The sequence below is a fragment of the Arenibacter nanhaiticus genome, assembly GCF_900141935.1.
In the GTDB taxonomy this organism is placed as follows: Bacteria; Bacteroidota; Bacteroidia; order Flavobacteriales; family Flavobacteriaceae; genus Arenibacter; species Arenibacter nanhaiticus.
Window position 1 is genome coordinate 88852 of sequence record NZ_FQYX01000011.1, and the last position, 19032, is coordinate 107883.

At 39.3% G+C, this 19032-nt stretch carries 16 protein-coding genes; all 16 read left to right on the forward strand.

Going from position 1 to position 19032, the window contains the following annotated elements:
* The first annotated feature begins 66 nt into the window (after window positions 1-66).
* Window positions 67-648 (forward strand): Holliday junction branch migration protein RuvA, encoded by a 582-nt coding sequence (ruvA, locus tag BUA16_RS08795; RefSeq protein ID WP_072764380.1) that lies wholly within the window; start codon window positions 67-69, stop codon window positions 646-648.
* A 32-nt stretch (window positions 649-680) separates the two neighbouring features.
* The gene (gene sov, locus BUA16_RS08800) at window positions 681-7820 is read left to right on the forward strand and encodes a T9SS outer membrane translocon Sov/SprA (protein WP_449371709.1); all 7140 of its coding nucleotides are present in this window, start codon (window positions 681-683) and stop codon (window positions 7818-7820) included.
* Window positions 7821-8046: 226 nt separating this feature from the next.
* Window positions 8047-8427: a glycine cleavage system protein GcvH gene (gcvH, locus tag BUA16_RS08805; RefSeq protein ID WP_072764382.1), complete on the forward strand. Its 381-nt coding sequence runs from the start codon at window positions 8047-8049 to the stop codon at window positions 8425-8427.
* Complete coding sequence (locus BUA16_RS08810) at window positions 8396-8821, forward strand: VanZ family protein (RefSeq protein WP_178338864.1); 426 nt, start codon at window positions 8396-8398, stop codon at window positions 8819-8821. Before gcvH ends, BUA16_RS08810 begins: the two co-directional genes overlap by 32 nt.
* A gap of 269 nt (window positions 8822-9090) precedes the next feature.
* Window positions 9091-9792 carry an energy transducer TonB gene (locus tag BUA16_RS08815; protein WP_072764383.1) on the forward strand — a complete coding sequence of 234 codons (702 nt, stop codon included), beginning with the start codon at window positions 9091-9093 and terminating at the stop codon, window positions 9790-9792.
* Window positions 9793-9982: 190 nt separating this feature from the next.
* Window positions 9983-10882 (forward strand): heme o synthase, encoded by a 900-nt coding sequence (cyoE, locus tag BUA16_RS08820; protein ID WP_072764384.1) that lies wholly within the window; start codon window positions 9983-9985, stop codon window positions 10880-10882.
* A gap of 5 nt (window positions 10883-10887) precedes the next feature.
* The gene (locus BUA16_RS08825; protein ID WP_072764385.1) at window positions 10888-11469 is read left to right on the forward strand and encodes a cytochrome c oxidase subunit 3; all 582 of its coding nucleotides are present in this window, start codon (window positions 10888-10890) and stop codon (window positions 11467-11469) included.
* A gap of 146 nt (window positions 11470-11615) precedes the next feature.
* Window positions 11616-12590, forward strand: a complete 975-nt coding sequence (locus BUA16_RS08830) for a cytochrome c oxidase subunit 3 (RefSeq protein WP_072764386.1) — start codon at window positions 11616-11618, stop codon at window positions 12588-12590.
* Window positions 12591-12642: 52 nt separating this feature from the next.
* On the forward strand, window positions 12643-13026 hold the full coding sequence (locus BUA16_RS08835) for a cytochrome C oxidase subunit IV family protein (protein ID WP_072764387.1): 384 nt from the start codon (window positions 12643-12645) through the stop codon (window positions 13024-13026).
* 120 nt (window positions 13027-13146) lie between these two features.
* Window positions 13147-13788: a hypothetical protein gene (locus BUA16_RS08840; protein WP_317045392.1), complete on the forward strand. Its 642-nt coding sequence runs from the start codon at window positions 13147-13149 to the stop codon at window positions 13786-13788.
* The gene (locus BUA16_RS08845; RefSeq protein WP_072764388.1) at window positions 13788-14516 is read left to right on the forward strand and encodes an SCO family protein; all 729 of its coding nucleotides are present in this window, start codon (window positions 13788-13790) and stop codon (window positions 14514-14516) included. Before BUA16_RS08840 ends, BUA16_RS08845 begins: the two co-directional genes overlap by 1 nt.
* 1 nt (window position 14517) lies before the next feature.
* Window positions 14518-15051 (forward strand): DUF420 domain-containing protein, encoded by a 534-nt coding sequence (locus BUA16_RS08850; RefSeq protein WP_072764389.1) that lies wholly within the window; start codon window positions 14518-14520, stop codon window positions 15049-15051.
* 33 nt (window positions 15052-15084) lie between these two features.
* The gene (locus tag BUA16_RS08855; protein WP_072764390.1) at window positions 15085-15297 is read left to right on the forward strand and encodes a hypothetical protein; all 213 of its coding nucleotides are present in this window, start codon (window positions 15085-15087) and stop codon (window positions 15295-15297) included.
* A 516-nt stretch (window positions 15298-15813) separates the two neighbouring features.
* Complete coding sequence (locus tag BUA16_RS08860; RefSeq protein WP_072764391.1) at window positions 15814-16518, forward strand: ABC transporter ATP-binding protein; 705 nt, start codon at window positions 15814-15816, stop codon at window positions 16516-16518.
* Entirely contained in the window at window positions 16508-17737 is a 1230-nt protein-coding gene (locus BUA16_RS08865) for an ABC transporter permease (protein WP_072764392.1), read from the forward strand. Before BUA16_RS08860 ends, BUA16_RS08865 begins: the two co-directional genes overlap by 11 nt.
* 1 nt (window position 17738) lies before the next feature.
* A complete protein-coding gene (locus BUA16_RS08870) occupies window positions 17739-19001 on the forward strand; it encodes an ABC transporter permease (protein WP_072764393.1) in 1263 nt (420 codons plus the stop codon).
* Window positions 19002-19032 lie beyond the last annotated feature (31 nt).

Here is a 19032-nt window from a genome sequence, read left to right on the forward strand (position 1 = left end):
TTTATAAGCTTGCTTATTTAACAGTAGAAACCTTATTTTTATCCACCTATTTATTCTATAAAAATTATGATTACCCATTTAAGAGGAAAACTTGTCGAAAAGAACCCCACCTATCTTGTGGTCGAATGTGCTGGAATAGGGTACTTTGTAAATATTTCTTTGCATACTTTTTCTAAAATCGGAGATTCCGAAAATGTTCAGGTGTTTACCCATCTTCAAGTAAAAGAAGATTCCCATACCTTATTCGGGTTTATGGAAAAATCGGAACGCGAAATATTTAGACTGTTATTGTCCGTTTCTGGTATAGGGGCCAGTACGGCAAGAACCATGTTGTCTTCCTTGACCCCTAGTCAAATAAGAGATGCTATAGCTGCCGGAGATGTGCCTACTATTCAAAGTATAAAGGGGATTGGTGCTAAAACAGCCCAAAGGGTGATCCTGGATTTAAAAGATAAAGTATTGAAAATTTATGGTATTGATGAACTTTCTGTACCGACGAACAATACAAATAAAGATGAAGCGTTATCAGCATTAGAGGTCCTGGGATTTGTTAGAAAGCAGGCGGAAAAAGTTGTGGAAAAGGTAGTAGGCCAAGACCCTGCACTAAGCGTAGAAGATATTATAAAAATTGCGCTTAAAAATTTATAGTAAATTTGAGAAAGGCAGATAAGTATTATCATATAAGGGTAGTTGGGTTTTTTGTACTACTCTTTATTTTCTTAGGCGCATCGCAGCTGTCGATGGCCCAAGAAACGGGAAAGGAGCAGGAAATAGATACCGTAAAAACGGGTGTGGCCTTAGGAAAATTGGTCATGGAAAATCCAGAGAGTATCGTGTCCAAATACACCTATGACCCTAATATGGACCGGTATATTTATACGGTTAGCTTGGGCGATTACGATATTAATTATCCCATTATTCTCACTCCCTCACAATACTTGGACCTTGTTCAGAAAGAAGGTATTAAAAACTATTTTAAAGATAAGGCCGATGCCGTAACAGGAAAGAAGGAAGGCAGTGAAGCCGCCCGGAAAAACTTGTTGCCCAATTTTTATCTTAACAATGATTTTTTTGAAACTATTTTTGGAGGTAACTCTATAGAAGTTATTCCGCAAGGTTCCGTAGCCATGGATCTAGGGGTGATATGGCAAAAAAATGACAACCCATCCCTTTCTCCCCGAAACAGGACCAATCTTTCTTTCGATTTCGATCAGCGAATAAGCCTTAGTATGTTGGGGAAAATTGGGGAACGCCTAAAGGTGAATGCCAATTACGATACCGAAGCAACCTTCGATTTTCAGAATTTAGTAAAGTTAGACTATACTCCTACGGAAGATGATATTCTTCAGAAAATTGAAGTGGGTAATGTGAGCATGCCACTTAACAGTTCGCTGATAACCGGGGCTCAAAGTTTATTTGGTGTCAAGACGCAATTGCAATTTGGAAAAACAAAGGTTACTGCCGTGTTTTCAGAACAACGCTCGCAAAGCAATACAGTGGTGGCACAAGGAGGAGGGACCCTTAATAAATTTGAGTTAAGAGCTCAGGATTACGACAAAGATAAACACTACTTTTTGGCCCATTACTTTAGGGATACCTATGACAAAGCCTTGGAAAATTATCCCTTTATAAGGAGTCAGGTACAAATAACCAGATTGGAAGTTTGGATTACCAATAGAAGTCAGCAAACCTTGAATGTCCGAAATATAGTGGCTTTGCAAGATTTAGGGGAGGCAGAGGCAGATAAAACAAGGATAGGTAGAAATAACGGAGATCCGGCAGGTTTTTTCAATTCCTCTCCCGCAGGGAATTTGCCTAGAAACAGTGCCAACGATTATAACCCGTTGCAAATAGGGTCGGGAGGAGCCCTGAACAAGAACATCCGCGATATTGCTACAGTGCAAAGCGGATTTAATATCCCGGGGTATACCGTTAACCAAGGCTTTGATTATGCCATCTTGGAAAATGCCAGAAAACTGGAACAAGGCCGAGATTTTACCTTCAATTCTCAGCTAGGTTATATTTCCTTAAATCAACGTCTTAGTAATGATGAGGTGCTAGGGGTTGCCTTTGAATATACCTATAACGGCGAAGTCTATCAGGTAGGAGAATTTGCCAATGGTGGTTTAGACGCTACTACCGTTTCTCCAGGAACCGAAATCCCGGTCAACAATAATACGCTCATATTAAAACTCTTAAAGAGTAATATTACCAATGTTGTAGATCCTATTTGGGATTTGATGATGAAAAATATTTATGCGACGGGTGCCTACCAACTGAGTCCCGAAGATTTTAAGCTCAATATATTATACGCAGAAACTACCCCTAGGAATTATATAACTCCTGTGGCTTCCGGTATTGGCTCTGGATGGCCAACGACACCGAAACCTTTGGAAGAACGGATTTTGTTAGATGTCTTTAATCTAGACCGCTTGAATTCCTATAACGACATTCAGTCCGGAGGAGATGGTTTTTTCGATTATGTTCCCGGGATTACCATAGACCCAAAATCGGGAAGCATTATCTTTACCAAGGTCGAACCTTTTGGAGAATTCCTGTTCGAACTCCTAGGTGGTGGTACCTATGATGTTGCTAATGATCAAGGGTATAACGAAAACCAAAAGAAGTACGTATTTAGAAATATGTATGCCTTACCAGCAGCAGCGGCACAGCAAGATGCAGAGAAAAACAAATTTATCCTAAAAGGTTCCTATAAGTCCCAAGGGATGAACGGTATTCCGATCGGAGCGTTTAATGTTCCTAGAGGCTCGGTAAGGGTGACCGCCGGTGGAAGGCAATTGCGAGAAGGCATAGATTATACCGTAAACTATCAGGCGGGAACTGTTCAGATATTGGATCCTAGCTTAGAGGCTTCCAATACTCCAATCAATATTTCAGTAGAAAACAATGCCGTTTTTGGTCAGCAAACAAGGCGTTTTACAGGTGTCAATGTAGAACATCAATTTAATAAGAACTTTGTGATGGGGGCTACTTTATTAAATTTAAACGAGCGGCCTTTGACCCAAAAATCAAACTATGGGATTGAACCGGTAAACAATACCATCTTTGGTTTGAACAGTAATTTCTCTACTGAAGTTCCCTTTTTAACTAGGTTGGTCAACAAACTACCGAATATAGATACCGATGTTCCTTCAAATCTATCGGTTAGGGGAGAGGTAGCCTTTTTGCAACCTAGTGCTCCCAAACATGCTAGTTTCGAAGGGGAGACCACTACGTATTTAGACGACTTTGAAGGGGCGCAATCCCTCATCGATATTCGTTCTTTTATGGGGTGGACCATGGCGAGTCCCCCGGTAGAATTCCTGAATCCCGATAATAGCTTGAAATCCGGATTTGGTAGGGCAAAAATGGCCTGGTATACCATAGATCCGGTGTTTTATTCTAATCAGCGTCCTTCGGCTCTGAATGATGATGATATCTCTACCAATGCCACAAGACGAATCTATATTCAGGATGTGTTCGACCAAGATGTGGCCCAAGGACAAACCTTGGCACAGAATACCTTGGATTTAGCCTATTATCCCAATTTAAAAGGGCCTTATAATGCCAATCCTAATTTTACTTCCGAGCAGCCCCAAGACAAATGGGCCGGGATAATGAGGTCTCTAAGCAGTACCGACTTTGAACAGTCTAACGTAGAATATGTGCAATTTTGGGTGATGGATCCTTTTGTAGATGGAATTGCTACCAGTGCCGGAGACTTGGTGCTAAACCTTGGAAACATATCAGAAGATATATTGCCCGACGGTCGAAAGCAATATGAAAACGGATTGCCCTTGAACGCAGACTCAAATGATCTTACCTATAAAACAGCCTGGGGGAAAGTGCCCGCGACACAGTCGCTTGTGTATGCCTTTGATGCCGACCCCAAGAACAGGGAAAAACTAGACCTAGGTTTCGATGGCTTAGGCGATGAAGAAGAGGCTGCCTATACCTTTGAAGGGGGAATTAGTTATAACGGCCCGGCAGAAGATCCTGCCTTGGATAATTACGAGTATTTCCTAAATAGGGAAGGAGGTATCCTAGAGCGATATTTAAACTTCAACAACCCTCAAGGCAACTCCCCAGTACAAGTAAGCAATACTAATAGAGGGTCTACGACCTTGCCCGATGTAGAAGATATTGATAGGGACGGGACTATGAATACGGTAAACAGCTATTACGAATACCGTATCAGGATAAAACCCAATACCAATATAAACGATAAATATGTTACCGATATTAAGGAAGGGGTCACCAGATCCTTGCCTAATGGAAAAACCTTAAATGAGCGATGGATTCAATATAAAATTCCATTGAGCGATTTTAGTAACGCTATTGGCGGTATCAACGATTTTAGGTCTATTAGCTTTATGAGAATGTACCTTACCGGATTTAGCAGCGATGTGGTATTGCGATTCTCTAACTTGGACCTGGTCCGTGGCGATTGGCGTTCCTATAATAAATCCTTACAGCCAGAGGTAGATCCCAATCCGTCCGATGATGGTACCTTGGTCGATGTCAATGCCGTTAATATAGAAGAGAATTCAAATCGTAGCCCTATTCCCTATGTATTGCCACCGGGTGTCGCTAGAGAACGGTTAAATAACAATAACACTATTATTAGACAAAATGAACAGTCATTGTCATTTGTGGTCGAAAATTTGGAGCCGCAAGATGCTAGAGGGGTGTTTAAAAACCTCAATATTGATATACGGCAGTACAAGCGGTTAAAAATGTTTATGCATGCCGAAAAGTTAATCAATGCTGATTATACCGATGACGATACGCCTTTGGTTGGATTTATCCGAATAGGGGCAGATTTTTCTCAAAATTTCTATCAGATAGAGCTGCCTTTGCAATTCACCCCCTTTGGAGCAACTTCGGCATCTGAAATATGGCCAGAAGTAAATGAGTTGGACATATCCCTAGAAGATTTATCAAAGGTGAAATCCTCGGGCATCGCCTCCCAAACGCTGAATACTATAAATTATTACGAACTTAATAATGGCGAAGTGGTTCAGGTAAACGAATCAGACCCAAGAACCCTAGGGAAGATAAGGATCGGTATTCGTGGTAACCCTTCTTTGGGAAGCATTCGAAGTATGATGGTGGGAATAAAAAACAACGATAACCTGCCAGCTAGAGGAGAAGTGTGGTTTAATGAGCTACGCCTCTCGGGACTGGATAATAATGGCGGCTGGGCCGCAGTAGCTGCCATAGATATGAACATGGCCGATTTTGCCAACCTATCGGCAACAGGAAGTAAAAGTACCTCCGGTTTTGGGGCTATAGATCAAATGCCCAATGAGCGGGCAAGAGAAGATGCTTTATCTTATGATGTGGTGACCAACTTAAATATAGGGCAGTTGTTTCCTAAAAATTGGGGCTTGCAATTACCCGTAAATTATGGGATTTCTGAGCAACTGATAACTCCAGAATTTGATCCGGTTTATGACGATCTTAAGTTAAAGGCCCGTATTGATGCCTCACAAACTCCCGAAGATGCCAAAACTGTGGCACAACAAGGGGAAGATTATACCAAAAGAACGAGTGTAAACCTTATAGGGGTGCGTAAAAATAGAAGCGAAGAAGGGGATGCTAATTTTTATGATATAGAAAACTTTACCTTTAATTATTCGTACAACGAATTAAACCATAGAGATTTTGAAATAGCCAATTTAAAAGATCAAAATGTGGTTACTGGTTTTGTGTACAATCATAATTTTAAACCCGTGCCGGTGGCGCCTTTTATTAAAAAAGACTCCCTCTTTACGGCTAGTTATTTAAAATGGCTAAAAGATTTGAATTTTAACCTCTTGCCAACTAGTATGGCTGTGCAATCCAATATCAACCGCTCTTTTAATCAGCAACAGTTTAGGGATGTTTTTGAACCCGGAGTAGAGAAATTGTCCTTGCCTTTTTTACAACAGCGGAACTACCTCTTTAATTGGCAGTATAATTTTGTGTATAGTCTGACAAAATCGCTGAAGTTAAACTTAACGGCATCGAACAATAATATCGTAAGAAACTATTTTTCGGACGAAGGTAGCCCAGGGTCGGCCATCGATCAGGACCTAGGGCTTTGGGATGGGTTTTTCGATTTGGGCGAACCCAATAGGCATTCCCAAGAAATGCAATTGAATTACGAGCTGCCATTGGATAAAATTCCTGGGCTTAACTTTATTACTGCACAATATAGTTATACCAGTAATTTTGATTGGCAACGGGGTGGCGATGCAATAAGAGAAGTTGCAGGGGAAGATGTCAATACCGTACAAAATGCCAATACCCATAATGTAACTGGTGCTTTTAACATGCAAAAGTTCTATGAGCTCCTAGGGGTTTCAAAGAGAAATAGCAATAGGAGACAGATAAAAAGTGCCAGATTGGACAAGGCAGGTAATCCTGCGAATATAGAAGCTGCTGCAGGAAAAGATAAAAGTGAAAACGGATGGGGCGCCCTAATAGATGTGCTGACCATGGTAAGACGCGTCAATGTTTCATATACCGAAAATAGCGGAAAAGTATTGCCGGGCTATACAAGGTCGATTGGTTTTATCGGTACCGCCAAGCCTACCATAGGTTTCGTTTTTGGTAGTCAGGCCGATGTGCGCTATGAGGCGGCAAAAAATGGATGGTTGACTAGCTTTCCAGAGTTTAACCAACAATTTATGGAGAACACTAATAAACGCCTTAATATAACCGCAACGGCACAACCTATGCCCGATGTGACCATAGATTTGGTTGCCGATAGAGAATACTCCCAAAGTTATCAGGAGAGTTTTAATGTTGCCGATAGTGGTAATGGGGTGTTCGACTATGTAAATCTTTTAGGTAATAATTATGGCCGTTTCAGTATTTCTACCCTAATGATAGGGACCGCCTTTAAAAAGAGTGACGAGTTTAATTCGGAAAACTTTGAAACCTTTAAAGAAAATCGGATGACCGTGGCCAACAGAATTGTTGCGGAAAGAAATCATGATACCGGAGTGGTCGATGAAGATGGCTTCCCAGAAAGATATGGCAAAACAAGTCAAGACGTATTGTTACCCGCATTTTTTGCCGCCTATACGGGTCAGGACGCCAAAAAGGTTAGCTTGGGTGCCTTTAGAAATATACCCATTCCTAACTGGAACGTAAAGTATACCGGGTTAATGCGGAATCCTTGGTTTAAGAAGAAATTTAAACGGTTCTCCCTTAGTCATGGTTACAGGGCGGCCTATAGTATGAATTCCTTTCAAACCAACCTGGCGCGTACCCAGCTTATTAATGATGGCTTGCAACCAATAGATCCGGAAACAAAAGACTTTTTGCCAGAAAACATTATCAATAACTTGGTGCTTACAGATCAGTTCAATCCTTTGGTGAAAGTAGATTTTGAAATGAGAAACTCTCTAAGTGTAATGGCCGAAATAAGAACGGATAGAACGTTGTCATTGAGTTTTGATAATAACTTAATGACCGAAATGAATGGAAAAGAATATACCGTAGGTTTGGGGTATCGATTTAAAGATGTAAAACTGGTTACCAACTTTGGAGGCGATCAACAACGATTAAAGGGCGATTTAAATCTGAAGACCGATCTAACCCTAAGAGATAATATTACCATTATAAGGAATTTAGATATCGATAACAATCAGATTACTTCCGGACAAAACCTGTTGTCGATGAAATTTGTAGCAGATTACGCCTTGACAAAGAATCTAAATGCCCTGTTCTTTTACGATCATTCCTTTTCTAAGTTTGCCGTTTCTACAGCCTTTCCTCAAACTTCTGTCAATACAGGGTTTACCTTGAGATATAATTTTGGGAATTAATGTACAGTGCATCAATACATTTCTAGGGATTTTTTAGTAAAAGAAACAGTTTGCTGTTTCTTTTACGTGGTAGGAACCTATTTGAATGGCTTCGTAGGTTTGGGAAAGGAGGTCCTTGCTAGTCTTCTTTTAATATCAAATTATAAGATTGCTGCAATTGCTCTCGTTTTTTTTTGATTAGCTAGTGATAATCTTATACATTTGTTTCTTTTAATAAATAGATATAATGAATATACCTTCTGATTTAAAATACACCAAAGACCACGAATGGGTTAAGATTGACGGTGATACCGCAACCATCGGGATTACAGATTTCGCGCAGGGCGAACTTGGCGATATCGTTTATGTAGAGGTAGAGACCTTGGATGAAACCTTAGATAAGGATGAGGTTTTTGGGACTGTAGAAGCGGTAAAAACTGTTTCGGATCTCTTTCTTCCCTTGAGTGGAGAAATTGTAGCCTTTAACGAAGCCTTAGAGGATGAGCCAGAAAAAGTCAATACAGATCCTTATGGAGATGGTTGGATTATAAAAATAAAGATCAGCGATACCTCAGAGGTAGATGGGTTGCTTAGCGATGCAGACTACAAAGAATTGGTTGGTGCTTAAGAAATACTTTTTTACGTTAACGTTTATAAGCTGGACGGTGTTTATTACACTGCTCAGCTTATTTTCGTTTAGTGAATCGAGCTTGCCAAGGGTCGATATTCCTAATGTTGATAAATTAGTGCACGCGGCTTTTTATTTCGGAGTAGTTGTTTTGGGATGCCTCTTTATCAGAGAAATTTCACAGGGAAAAATCTCTAAAAAAACAGGAATGACGGTAATGGGCTTGTTTGCAGTTGTTTATGGTATAGTTATTGAGGTATTGCAAGGAGCGCTCACACAAACTAGAGAGGCCGATTTTATGGATGCAGTGGCCAATAGTGTAGGCGTATTGTTAGGACTGTTTTTGATAAATGTAATTTTTTCGGGAAAAACCGCTTTTAAGTGGAATGATTAGTACTTTTTTTAGGTACTTTAGACCCCAATTAAGATTTATTTAAGATAAATTTGAACTGTTAATGAAATGCTGTTTACGGAAGCTAAAGGCAGTGTTAAGTTGATTATAAGTGTACTTTGACCTTAAATAAGGAAAATTAAGGAGGGGTAAAAAGGCTGTGATCGATAGAACAATACAGGAGAAGGTAAAATTTTTACATCATTTTTTTCTGAAAAATTTTAAACACATAAAATAAATATATAAATTAGCGAACCTTTAAATTAATAATTATGGAACTTAAAAAGAATCCAAAAGCAGACTTGACCAAAAATAGTGGACTATATTTTGTTATCGGTCTATTCTTGGTGATGTTATTGACGTACGTAGCCTTTGAATGGAAGACCTATGATGAGCAGAATGATTTTAACTATACCATGAATGTAGAAGACGTTTTGGATGAAGAAGTGCCCATGACGGAACAAATAAAAACACCACCGCCACCACCGCCACCAGCTGCACCAGAGATTATCGAGGTAGTAGAAGATGAGGTAGAGGTAGAGGAAACGGTAATAGAATCTACAGAATCAAGTGAGGAAAAAGTTATTGAGGTCGCAGATGTAGTGGTAGAAGAGGTAGAGGAGGATCTAGATATCCCTTTTGCTGTTATTGAAGATGTACCTGTTTTTCCTGGATGTGAAAACGAAAAGGACAAAAGAGCATGTTTTAACAGTATGATCCAAAAACATATTGCTAAAAACTTCCGTTATCCAGAAATTGCTCAGGAAATGGGTGTTCAAGGTAGGGTGAGCGTGATGTTCGTGATCCAGAAAGATGGAAGTATCGGAAACATTAGAATGCGAGGACCGGATAAAAACTTGGAGGCTGAAGCAGCAAGGATTATTGGTAAATTGCCCAAAATGACGCCAGGAAAGCAAAGAGGAAGAGCTGTGCGAGTTCCATTCAGTATTCCAATTACTTTTAAGTTGCAATAAGTACTCCTAATTATAAAACAAAAAATCCTGAGCGAAAGCCCAGGATTTTTTGTTTTACCCAAGTTCTTATATTTTATAGGATGTCTAACGCATTTTTTTGTCCAATTGATGCGGGGGTAATTAAAGATTGGTATTTGGTTGCAAAAAATTCGAATCCGATGTATCTTTGCGGTCTTATTAAAAAATGTGCATGAAAACGGCGGTTAGTTCAGCGAATAGTTCCAGATTGGCACTTGTGTTTGCTGATTTTAAGGAGATTACGAAGGCGAGACTGGCGGTTAGTGTGGTTTTTTCGTCTATAACAGGCTACTTACTTGGAGCCGTTGAAATCAATTATTTCTCCCTTTTGTTATTAGCTTTTGGAGGATATTGTATGGTTGGGGCTTCTAATGCCTATAACCAAATCATCGAGAAAGATCTCGATGTTCTAATGGATCGTACCAAAAATAGACCTATCCCCTCCGGTAGAATGTCGGTAAATACCGCTATGTTCATAGCTGTATTGTTAACCGTACTTGGGTTGGTTTCCTTATATTTTTTAAACCCCAAAACTGCTATGTTTGGGGCCATTTCAATTTTCTTATATACGAGCGTGTATACGCCCTTAAAAACAAAGACGCCTTTGGCCGTATTCGTAGGGGCTTTTCCAGGAGCCATTCCTTTTATGTTGGGGTGGGTGGCTGCGACCAACGAATTCGGGGTAGAACCAGGTGCGCTGTTTATGATTCAGTTCTTTTGGCAGTTTCCACACTTTTGGGCCTTGGCTTGGATGTTGGATGACGATTATAAAAAAGGCGGATTTAAAATGTTGCCAACTGGAAAAAAAGATAAAGGTACTGCCCTGCAGATAATTATGTATACCATTTGGATGGTCATCATCTCTATTGTTCCGGCCTTCGGCTTTACAGGGAGATTGCAGTTGTCAGTGGTCGGCGCAACGGTGATATTTATTATGGGATTGTTTATGTTATTCTTTGCGTTCCGGTTGTACGAAAACAGAGATAATGTCTCCGCTAAAAAACTAATGTTGGCAAGTGTCAGCTATATCACCTTAATGCAGGTGGTTTTTGTAATCGATAAATTTATTTAAATACAATGGACTTAACTCAAGGAACCTCTAAAGAAAAAAGAGATAGAGCACAGAAAATGATGCTTTGGTTTGGGATCGTTAGCTTGCTGATGGGCTTTGCCGGATGGACAAGTGCATACATCGTAAGTAGCGCCAGAGAAGATTGGGCCAGTGATGTGGCACTTCCTGCTTCGTTTTTTGCCAGTACTATAGTTATTATTATAAGTAGTATTACTTATGTTCTTGCTAAAAATACCATAAAAAAAGGTGACGTTAAAAAAACCACTACCTGGCTGTTAGTTACTTTAGGATTGGGAATAGCCTTTATAGCCTTACAGTTTAACGGCTTTTCTCAGTTGATAAATGAGGGGTATTATTTTACGGGGCCTACTAGTAGTATAAAAATGTCCTATGTGTTCTTAATAGCAGCCGTGCATATTGTGCATGTGGTAGCCGGGATGATCAGTTTATTGGTGGTGCTGCGGAATACTTATAAAAATAAATATTCCGCAGAAGAAACCCTTGGTTTAGAAATGGGGGCTACTTTTTGGCATTTTTTAGATATACTTTGGGTATATTTAATTCTTTTTATGTATTTCGTTAACTAATTAACGGAAAAAAAGGAATCTTTGATTCCTTTTTAGTGAAGGCTTATTTAGAATGTATTTTTTTTGCCTTTTTTAAAAGGCAAAAATTTTGTTTAGCCGAAAAAAATGTAAATTTGTGAAAATTTTATTAACGCGATTATTTTAATATGGATTCTACGGTTACTACGGGTACAGAGGAAAACGTTTGGGGAGGGGGAAACCAACCACTAGGTGTTAGTTATGGAAAATTAATGATGTGGTTTTTTATTGTTTCGGATGCTTTAACATTTTCGGGCTTTCTTGCTGCGTATGGTTTTTCAAGATTTAAGTTTGCAGATACTTGGCCAATAGCCGATGAAGTATTTACACACGTGCCATTCTTTCATGGGAATTATCCTATGTATTATGTGGCTTTTATGACTTTTATCTTAATTATGTCTTCTGTGACGATGGTGTTGGCCGTGGATGCAGGGCATAAATTACAAAGAAACAAGGTTACTTGGTACATGTTCTTTACTATTATTGGAGGTATTATATTCGTCGGGTCACAAGCCTGGGAATGGAAAACCTTTATAAAAGGAGATTTTGGTGCCTTGGAAACAAAAGGAGGTAGAATACTGCAGTTTGTCGATGCCAATTCCGGTGAGCGTTTGGCTTTAAAGGATTTCTCGGAAACAATTCCTTCCGAACGTGTAAACCACGAAAGAAACAAAGGAATTTGGTATTATGGCGAAACAGCCTTACCAAGCTACTCACTCAATGAGGTTGTTCAAGGGGTCAAGGCCAATGATAACGTGCTGATCCGTACGGAGGTCATTAATGACGAAGGACACAAAACCTTATTGACAAGAGAAGAAACTATAGAGAAATTGAACGATGCCGTTCTTGTAGTAGAAGGAGCCAACCTGATACGTAATGAATACGGAAGCCGTTTGTTTGCCGATTTCTTTTTCTTTATTACAGGTTTTCATGGTTTTCACGTAGTTACTGGGATACTGATAAACCTTATTATATTCTTTAATGTCCTATTGGGGACTTATGAGAAAAGAGGACATTACGAAATGGTAGAGAAAGTCGGATTGTACTGGCACTTTGTAGATTTAGTGTGGGTATTCGTATTTACGTTCTTCTACTTGGTATAATAAAATTAAAGCAACACTTTTCCGCGGAGCGGACATTTAAAAAAATATAATAATGGCACACGGACATAAACTAGAAATCTTTAGAGGTCTTTGGAAATTTAAATCCAATACCCAAAAAATATGGGGAGTATTAGCTTTTCTTACTTTTATTACTGCAATTGAAGTAGGACTAGGGATCGCTAAACCAAGAATATTTACCCACAACTATTTCTTGGGAATGAAATTGTTAAACTGGATATTTATAATCTTGACCATTGTAAAGGCGTATTATATCGCTTGGGATTTTATGCACCTAAGAGACGAAAAAAGCTCTGTGAGAAGGGCTATCGTATGGACTCCCGTGTTCTTGGTGTCTTACCTAATATTTATAATGTTGTTCGAAGCAGATTATATCTATAATGTGTACCATTCTGGGTTTATAAAATGGAATTTCTAACGAATAATTAACAACTTTAAAAGACGGTATCACTACCGTCTTTTTTATTTTTGTACAACGGCTATTGAAGCGTGTTTTTATAGTTTTTTCAATAGTTTTTAATTTGGTAATAGCATGCATATGGCACAGATAAAGAAACCCCTGGTATTAATAACCTTGTTTGTATTACCGGTCTTAATTTACTTGTTTTTTGCCTCAGGAGTAACCAAGTTCGGAAAACTGTCCCTTATGACAGAAAACGTACCAGAAATATCCACCTCTTCTACTGAAGTCGTCCTAAAAGATAAAATAACAATACTAGGGTTTTTAGGGTCGGTCAACAACGAAAGAGAAGTGGTTGCCTTTAACTTAAATCAAAAAATTTACAAGCGCTTTTATAAGTTCAATGATTTTCAATTCGTCATGATGGTTCCAAAAGGTGCCGAGGAGAAAGTGGAAGAATTGAAAAAAGAATTGGGCCAATTGGAAGATATTAGCAAATGGAACTTTGTTTTTGCCGATGAAAGCGAAATTCGAAACTTGTTCAAGGGCCTGCAAACCAACCTTTCCTTGGAAGATGATCTAGGGTCGCCAAAGGTTTTTATCATAGATAAAAATAAGAACCTAAGAGGAAGGGATAATGACGAAGATGAGGGACTAAAATTTGGCTATGATTGTACTTCGGTGTCAGAATTGAACAATAAGATGGTCGATGATGTAAAGATTCTTTTGGCCGAATATCGGATGGCTTTAAAAAGTAATAACGCAGAACGGATTAAATAATGAAAAAGAACAATTATACCTACGTATGGGTATCCTTTATCTTATTGGTTTTTGGAATCATCTTTGTACCTAGAATAATAGAAAGGGTTAACAGTGGAAAAGTGGTGCAAACCGGGCGCCTAAACCTAGAAGGTCCCAATGAAAAACTGGCCTTTATAGAAATCAACGGGGAAAAACGTAAAGTGCCGCCCTTCGCCTTTATTAATCAAGATAGCATAATGATTACCAATCAGGATTATGCTGGAAAAGTGTATGTGGTCGATTTCTTTTTTACTACCTGTCCGACCATATGTCCTATCATGAGTAAAAACTTGGTGCAGCTACAAGATCAATTTAAAGATTTTGAGGATTTTGGTGTGGCTTCTTTTACCATCAATCCCGAGCACGATACCCCAAGGGTTTTAAAAACCTATGCCGAGGACTACGGAATCACCCATATGGACTGGCATTTAATGACCGGAGACCTCACCGAAATTTATGAGTTGGCCAATACTGGCTTTAGCATTTTTGCAGCACAGGTACCAGAAGCGGCCGGTGGCTTCGAACACTCCGGTTTATTCGCTTTGGTCGATAAAAATGGATATATTCGCTCACGGAAAGATCAGTTCGGAAATCCAATTGTGTACTATAGAGGCGCTATAACACAAGAAGAAGGTGAAAACGACCATGGGGAAACAGAACAGATGTCTATCCTAAAAGAAGATATTAAAAAACTATTGGAAGAGTAATATGGATACAATCGCCTTAAAAGAAAAAAAATTCAATATTTGGATTAATGTTGTTTCTGTGGTAATACCACTTGTGGTAGCGATATTGTTTGGGGTAAAATTGCCCAATGTAGAGCCCTTGAGTTTTTTACCGCCCATTTATGCGACCGTTAACGGACTTACCGCTGTATTATTAGTGGTGGCTGTGGTAGCCGTTAAGAACGGAAAATTGGCGCTGCATCAAAAATTAATGACTGCCTGTATTGGGCTGTCCTTATTATTTTTGCTGATGTATGTGGCCTACCATATGACATCCGATTCTACCACTTTCGGTGGAGAAGGATGGATAAAATACGTGTACTATGTTATTTTAATAAGCCATATTATTCTATCTATTGTCATAATTCCTTTGGTGCTGCGTACCTTTGCCAAAGGGTATTTAAAACAATTTGAAGCACACCGAAAATTGGCAAAAATAACCTTCCCAATCTGGTTGTACGTAGCGGTTACTGGGGTGGTGGTCTATATAATGATAGCCCCGTATTATAATTATTAATTTGTCTCTGCCAAAGAGAATTTGTATCCTATTATGAGAAAAGTTGTAGTGGTCTTAGTGGTGTTGTTTCTTTTGGTGCCTCAATTTTCCGAAGCCCAATGCGCCATGTGTAGGGCCGTGCTAGAAACCGAAGAGGCCGGTGATGCCGCTAAGGGAATAAACAATGGAATAATGTATTTAATGGCAATTCCGTATTTATTGGTTGGTGGCCTGTTTTTCTTCATCTATCGAAAAATGAAGACCTAATCGCCTTTTTTAAGGTCAATAGCGATGGCTGCCAAATAAGAAATAATTTTACAGCCTGTCTAATAATCAGTAGGGCGTTCCCTCCTTCGTCGGTCGGGCTCTTGGCTATATCCCTCGCTGCGCTACGGGGATGCCGCCGCCATCCCTAACGCAAAATAAAACCTCGCTCAAAACCATCTCCCAACTAATTAAAAAGCTAAGCCGTAACTAAGAACAATCTTTATTGTTGGGTTTTATTATCTTGTATAGCTAATCCTTAGTTCCCTACTACATCCTAGAAGCTCTATTCTTTTAAAAAAAACTTAAAGCCTTTCAGGAAAACCGATAAAACAAGAGTTTGATGTGACTTCACTCCTTAAAGAAAGGGCTGTTAGGCCTTTTCTTACCTACACGCTTGGTGAAGGATTAAGTTTTTTTTATTTTAACATAATTTTTAGAGTCCTAAGTGTAACAACATTTTTGTAAATTAGTCTTATTACCAACTATTTGTAATCTTCAACGGCTAATCCTTATAATATGATTGAAATAAAAGATCTCCATAAGTCCTATAAAATGGGGAAAAATTCCTTACACGTACTAAAAGGCATAAACTTTTCGGTCGAAGAAGGAGAGTTGGTGGCCATTATGGGTTCCTCGGGCTCGGGAAAATCTACCTTGTTGAATATTTTAGGAATGCTCGATGTTCTCGATGAAGGGTCTTATTCCTTGGATAAGGTGCCCATTATAAATTTAAACGAAACCAAAGCTGCCCAATATCGAAATAAATTTTTGGGATTTGTATTTCAGTCCTTCAACCTAATCAATTATAAGACTGCCTTAGAAAACGTGGCTTTACCACTGTATTATCAAAGAGTAGGAAGAAAGGAACGCAATATAAAAGCCTTGAAGTATCTAGAGCAAGTTGGGCTTAAGGAGTGGGCAACACACCTTCCCAATGAACTGTCTGGTGGTCAAAAACAAAGAGTGGCAATAGCTAGGGCAATGGCGGCCGAACCAAAAGTGTTGTTGGCCGATGAGCCCACAGGAGCCTTGGATAGTAAGACCTCTTATGAAGTTATGGATCTAATCCAGAAAATAAATGATTCGGGAAATACTATTCTTATAGTAACACACGAACCAGATATCGCCAATATGTGTAAACGCGTGGTGCATTTAAAAGATGGGGTCATTGTTGAAGATAAAAAAATAACCCAGGTAAGAGCGTCACAATATGTTCAGTAGAGATAATTGGAAAGAAATTTTTGATACCATTAAAAAGAATAAACTCAGGACCTTTCTCTCGGGGTTTACCGTGGCCTTGGGTATCTTTATTTTCGTGGTGCTATTCGGTTTTGGAAACGGCCTTATCAATACCTTCGATGATTTTTTTGGAGACGATGCTACCAATGTGTTTTTTATCTTCCCAGGTAAAACCACTAAACCCTACAAAGGATATAAATCTAATCGGCAAATAGAATTTGATAACAGTGACCTGGCCGATATAGAAAAGAATTTTACCATGTTTTTAGAGTATACAACACCTAGGATAACTAGGGGGGCATTGGTGAAATACAACAATGAATCTAATAACTATACCACAAGGGCTGTGGCTCCGGCCCATCAATATGCCGAAAAGACCATCGTTATGAAAGGTCGTTTCTTAAACCAAGAAGATATAAAGAACAAGACCAAATATGCCGTCATTGGAAGGCTTGTAGAAAAAGACCTTTTTGGTACTAAGAATCCTATTGGTGAATACATAGACATTGGAGGAAGCGCCTATATGGTCATAGGGGTTTTTCAAGATGAAGGTGGTGACAATGAAGAGCGGTATATCTATATCCCCTATACTACCAGACAATTGATAGAAAAAAATACCGATAAGATAGATCAGATTATAGTGGGCTTTAGACCAGAAATAGGATATGTGGGGGCCATGGCATTCGATAAAAGTCTCGATAGGTTTATTAGAGACAAGAAAAATATCAGTCCAGAAGACCAAAGTGGGATTTTTATTAGAAATGTAGCGGACCAATTAAAGCAAAACCAGCAGTTTGCCAGAGTGCTTCAAATTATTGTCGCTTTTGTGGCCTTTGGGACCATTATAGCCGGAATTATAGGGATTAGCAATATCATGGTTTTTGTGGTAAAGGAACGCACTAAGGAATTGGGAATACGGAAAGCATTGGGGGCAACGCCAAGATCCGTCATAAGTACCATCTTGTTAGAATCTGTTTTTATCACCACTTTTTCAGGCTTCACAGGAATGCTGGCCGGAATCGCGCTCTTGAGTTCCATGGGTGAAAAATTAGAGGATTTCTTTATTACCAATCCTTTTATAGATCTGGGTACAGCCATCTTTGCCACCTTCATTTTAATACTTTTTGGGGCAATTGCCGGATATATCCCTGCAAAAAGAGCGGCAAATATTAAACCAATAGTAGCATTAAGGGACGAATAATATGCGATTTATATTTGATAGTAATACCTGGCAAGAGATTTTTGGTTCTATAGGAAAAAATAGAACCCGTACCATCATAACCATTATCGGTGTTTTATGGGGGATATTTATCTATATAGCCCTCTCGGGTGCGGCAAAAGGATTGGACAACGGCTTTGAAGAGCAGTTCGAAAATGTAGCCATGAACAGTTTGTTTACTTGGGCACAAACCACAAGTATGCCTTATGAAGGATTTAAAACCGGTAGGCCGCTGCAATTAAAACTCAGCGATGTTACCGTATTGGAAAATAGAATTCCCGAAATCCAATACATCGCTCCCAGAAACGTAAAAGGAGTCTTTGGAGGATCGCCTGGACTTATAGTAAGAGGAACCAAATCGGGGAATTATAATGTGTACGGCGATTATCCTGTGTATACCAAAATTGCGACCAAAAAGATATACGATGGCGGCAGGTTTATCAATGATAAAGATATTGAACTTACTAGAAAAGTCTGTGTCATTGGCGAACGAACCCAAAAAGAACTGTATGAGAAAGAAGAAAATCCTATAGGAACATTTCTTCGAATAGATAATATTTATTTCCAAGTGGTGGGGGTACATAAATTTACCCCAGGAGGAGGCTTCGAAAGCGATAGCGATATCTATATTCCATTTACAACCTATAGAAAACTCTACAATACCGGGGACGATGTCGGATGGCTTACAATAGCCGCCTATGATGATGCCGATGTGGTACAGGTAGAAAAAGATGTAAAAGCAATTCTGAAAAGTATCCATAGAGTAGACCCTAGGGACGAACGTGCCTTTGGATCCTTTAATCTAGGCGAGATATTTACCAGGATTAGTGGGTTTGCGAACGGACTTACCTTTATGTCATTGGTAGTGGGGATAGCGACCATCTTAGCAGGTGTTATCGGCATTGGAAATATTCTGCTCATCTCGGTAAAGGAACGAACCAAAGAATTGGGCGTGCGCAGGGCCTTGGGAGCAACCCCAAGAGAAGTAAAAGCACAAATTATTCTGGAATCGGTCTTTTTAACCATGATTGCCGGGATTATGGGAATTATTTTAGGTGCGATAACCTTATACGGTATCAATTTAGGGACCGAGGACCTAGACTTCCCTTATACCAATCCAACAGTGCCTATACCCTATGTCCTAGGGGCGTTGGTCATTATGGTAGTGCTGGGCACCCTGATAGGATTAATACCCGCACAACGTGCGGTGAGCATAAAACCAATAGACGCATTGCGCGAAGAATAAACTAAACCATTATAAATACTAATTCAATCTA

Coding starts and splice junctions, on each gene's coding strand:
- ruvA (WP_072764380.1), top strand. CDS start 67: ATGATTACCCATTTAAGAGGAAAACTTGTCGAAAAGAACCCCACCTAT.
- gcvH (WP_072764382.1), top strand. CDS start 8,047: ATGAATATACCTTCTGATTTAAAATACACCAAAGACCACGAATGGGTT.
- BUA16_RS08810 (WP_178338864.1), top strand. CDS start 8,396: ATGCAGACTACAAAGAATTGGTTGGTGCTTAAGAAATACTTTTTTACG.
- BUA16_RS08815 (WP_072764383.1), top strand. CDS start 9,091: ATGGAACTTAAAAAGAATCCAAAAGCAGACTTGACCAAAAATAGTGGA.
- cyoE (WP_072764384.1), top strand. CDS start 9,983: ATGAAAACGGCGGTTAGTTCAGCGAATAGTTCCAGATTGGCACTTGTG.
- BUA16_RS08825 (WP_072764385.1), top strand. CDS start 10,888: ATGGACTTAACTCAAGGAACCTCTAAAGAAAAAAGAGATAGAGCACAG.
- BUA16_RS08830 (WP_072764386.1), top strand. CDS start 11,616: ATGGATTCTACGGTTACTACGGGTACAGAGGAAAACGTTTGGGGAGGG.
- BUA16_RS08835 (WP_072764387.1), top strand. CDS start 12,643: ATGGCACACGGACATAAACTAGAAATCTTTAGAGGTCTTTGGAAATTT.
- BUA16_RS08840 (WP_317045392.1), top strand. CDS start 13,147: ATGGCACAGATAAAGAAACCCCTGGTATTAATAACCTTGTTTGTATTA.
- BUA16_RS08845 (WP_072764388.1), top strand. CDS start 13,788: ATGAAAAAGAACAATTATACCTACGTATGGGTATCCTTTATCTTATTG.
- BUA16_RS08850 (WP_072764389.1), top strand. CDS start 14,518: ATGGATACAATCGCCTTAAAAGAAAAAAAATTCAATATTTGGATTAAT.
- BUA16_RS08855 (WP_072764390.1), top strand. CDS start 15,085: ATGAGAAAAGTTGTAGTGGTCTTAGTGGTGTTGTTTCTTTTGGTGCCT.
- BUA16_RS08860 (WP_072764391.1), top strand. CDS start 15,814: ATGATTGAAATAAAAGATCTCCATAAGTCCTATAAAATGGGGAAAAAT.
- BUA16_RS08865 (WP_072764392.1), top strand. CDS start 16,508: ATGTTCAGTAGAGATAATTGGAAAGAAATTTTTGATACCATTAAAAAG.
- BUA16_RS08870 (WP_072764393.1), top strand. CDS start 17,739: ATGCGATTTATATTTGATAGTAATACCTGGCAAGAGATTTTTGGTTCT.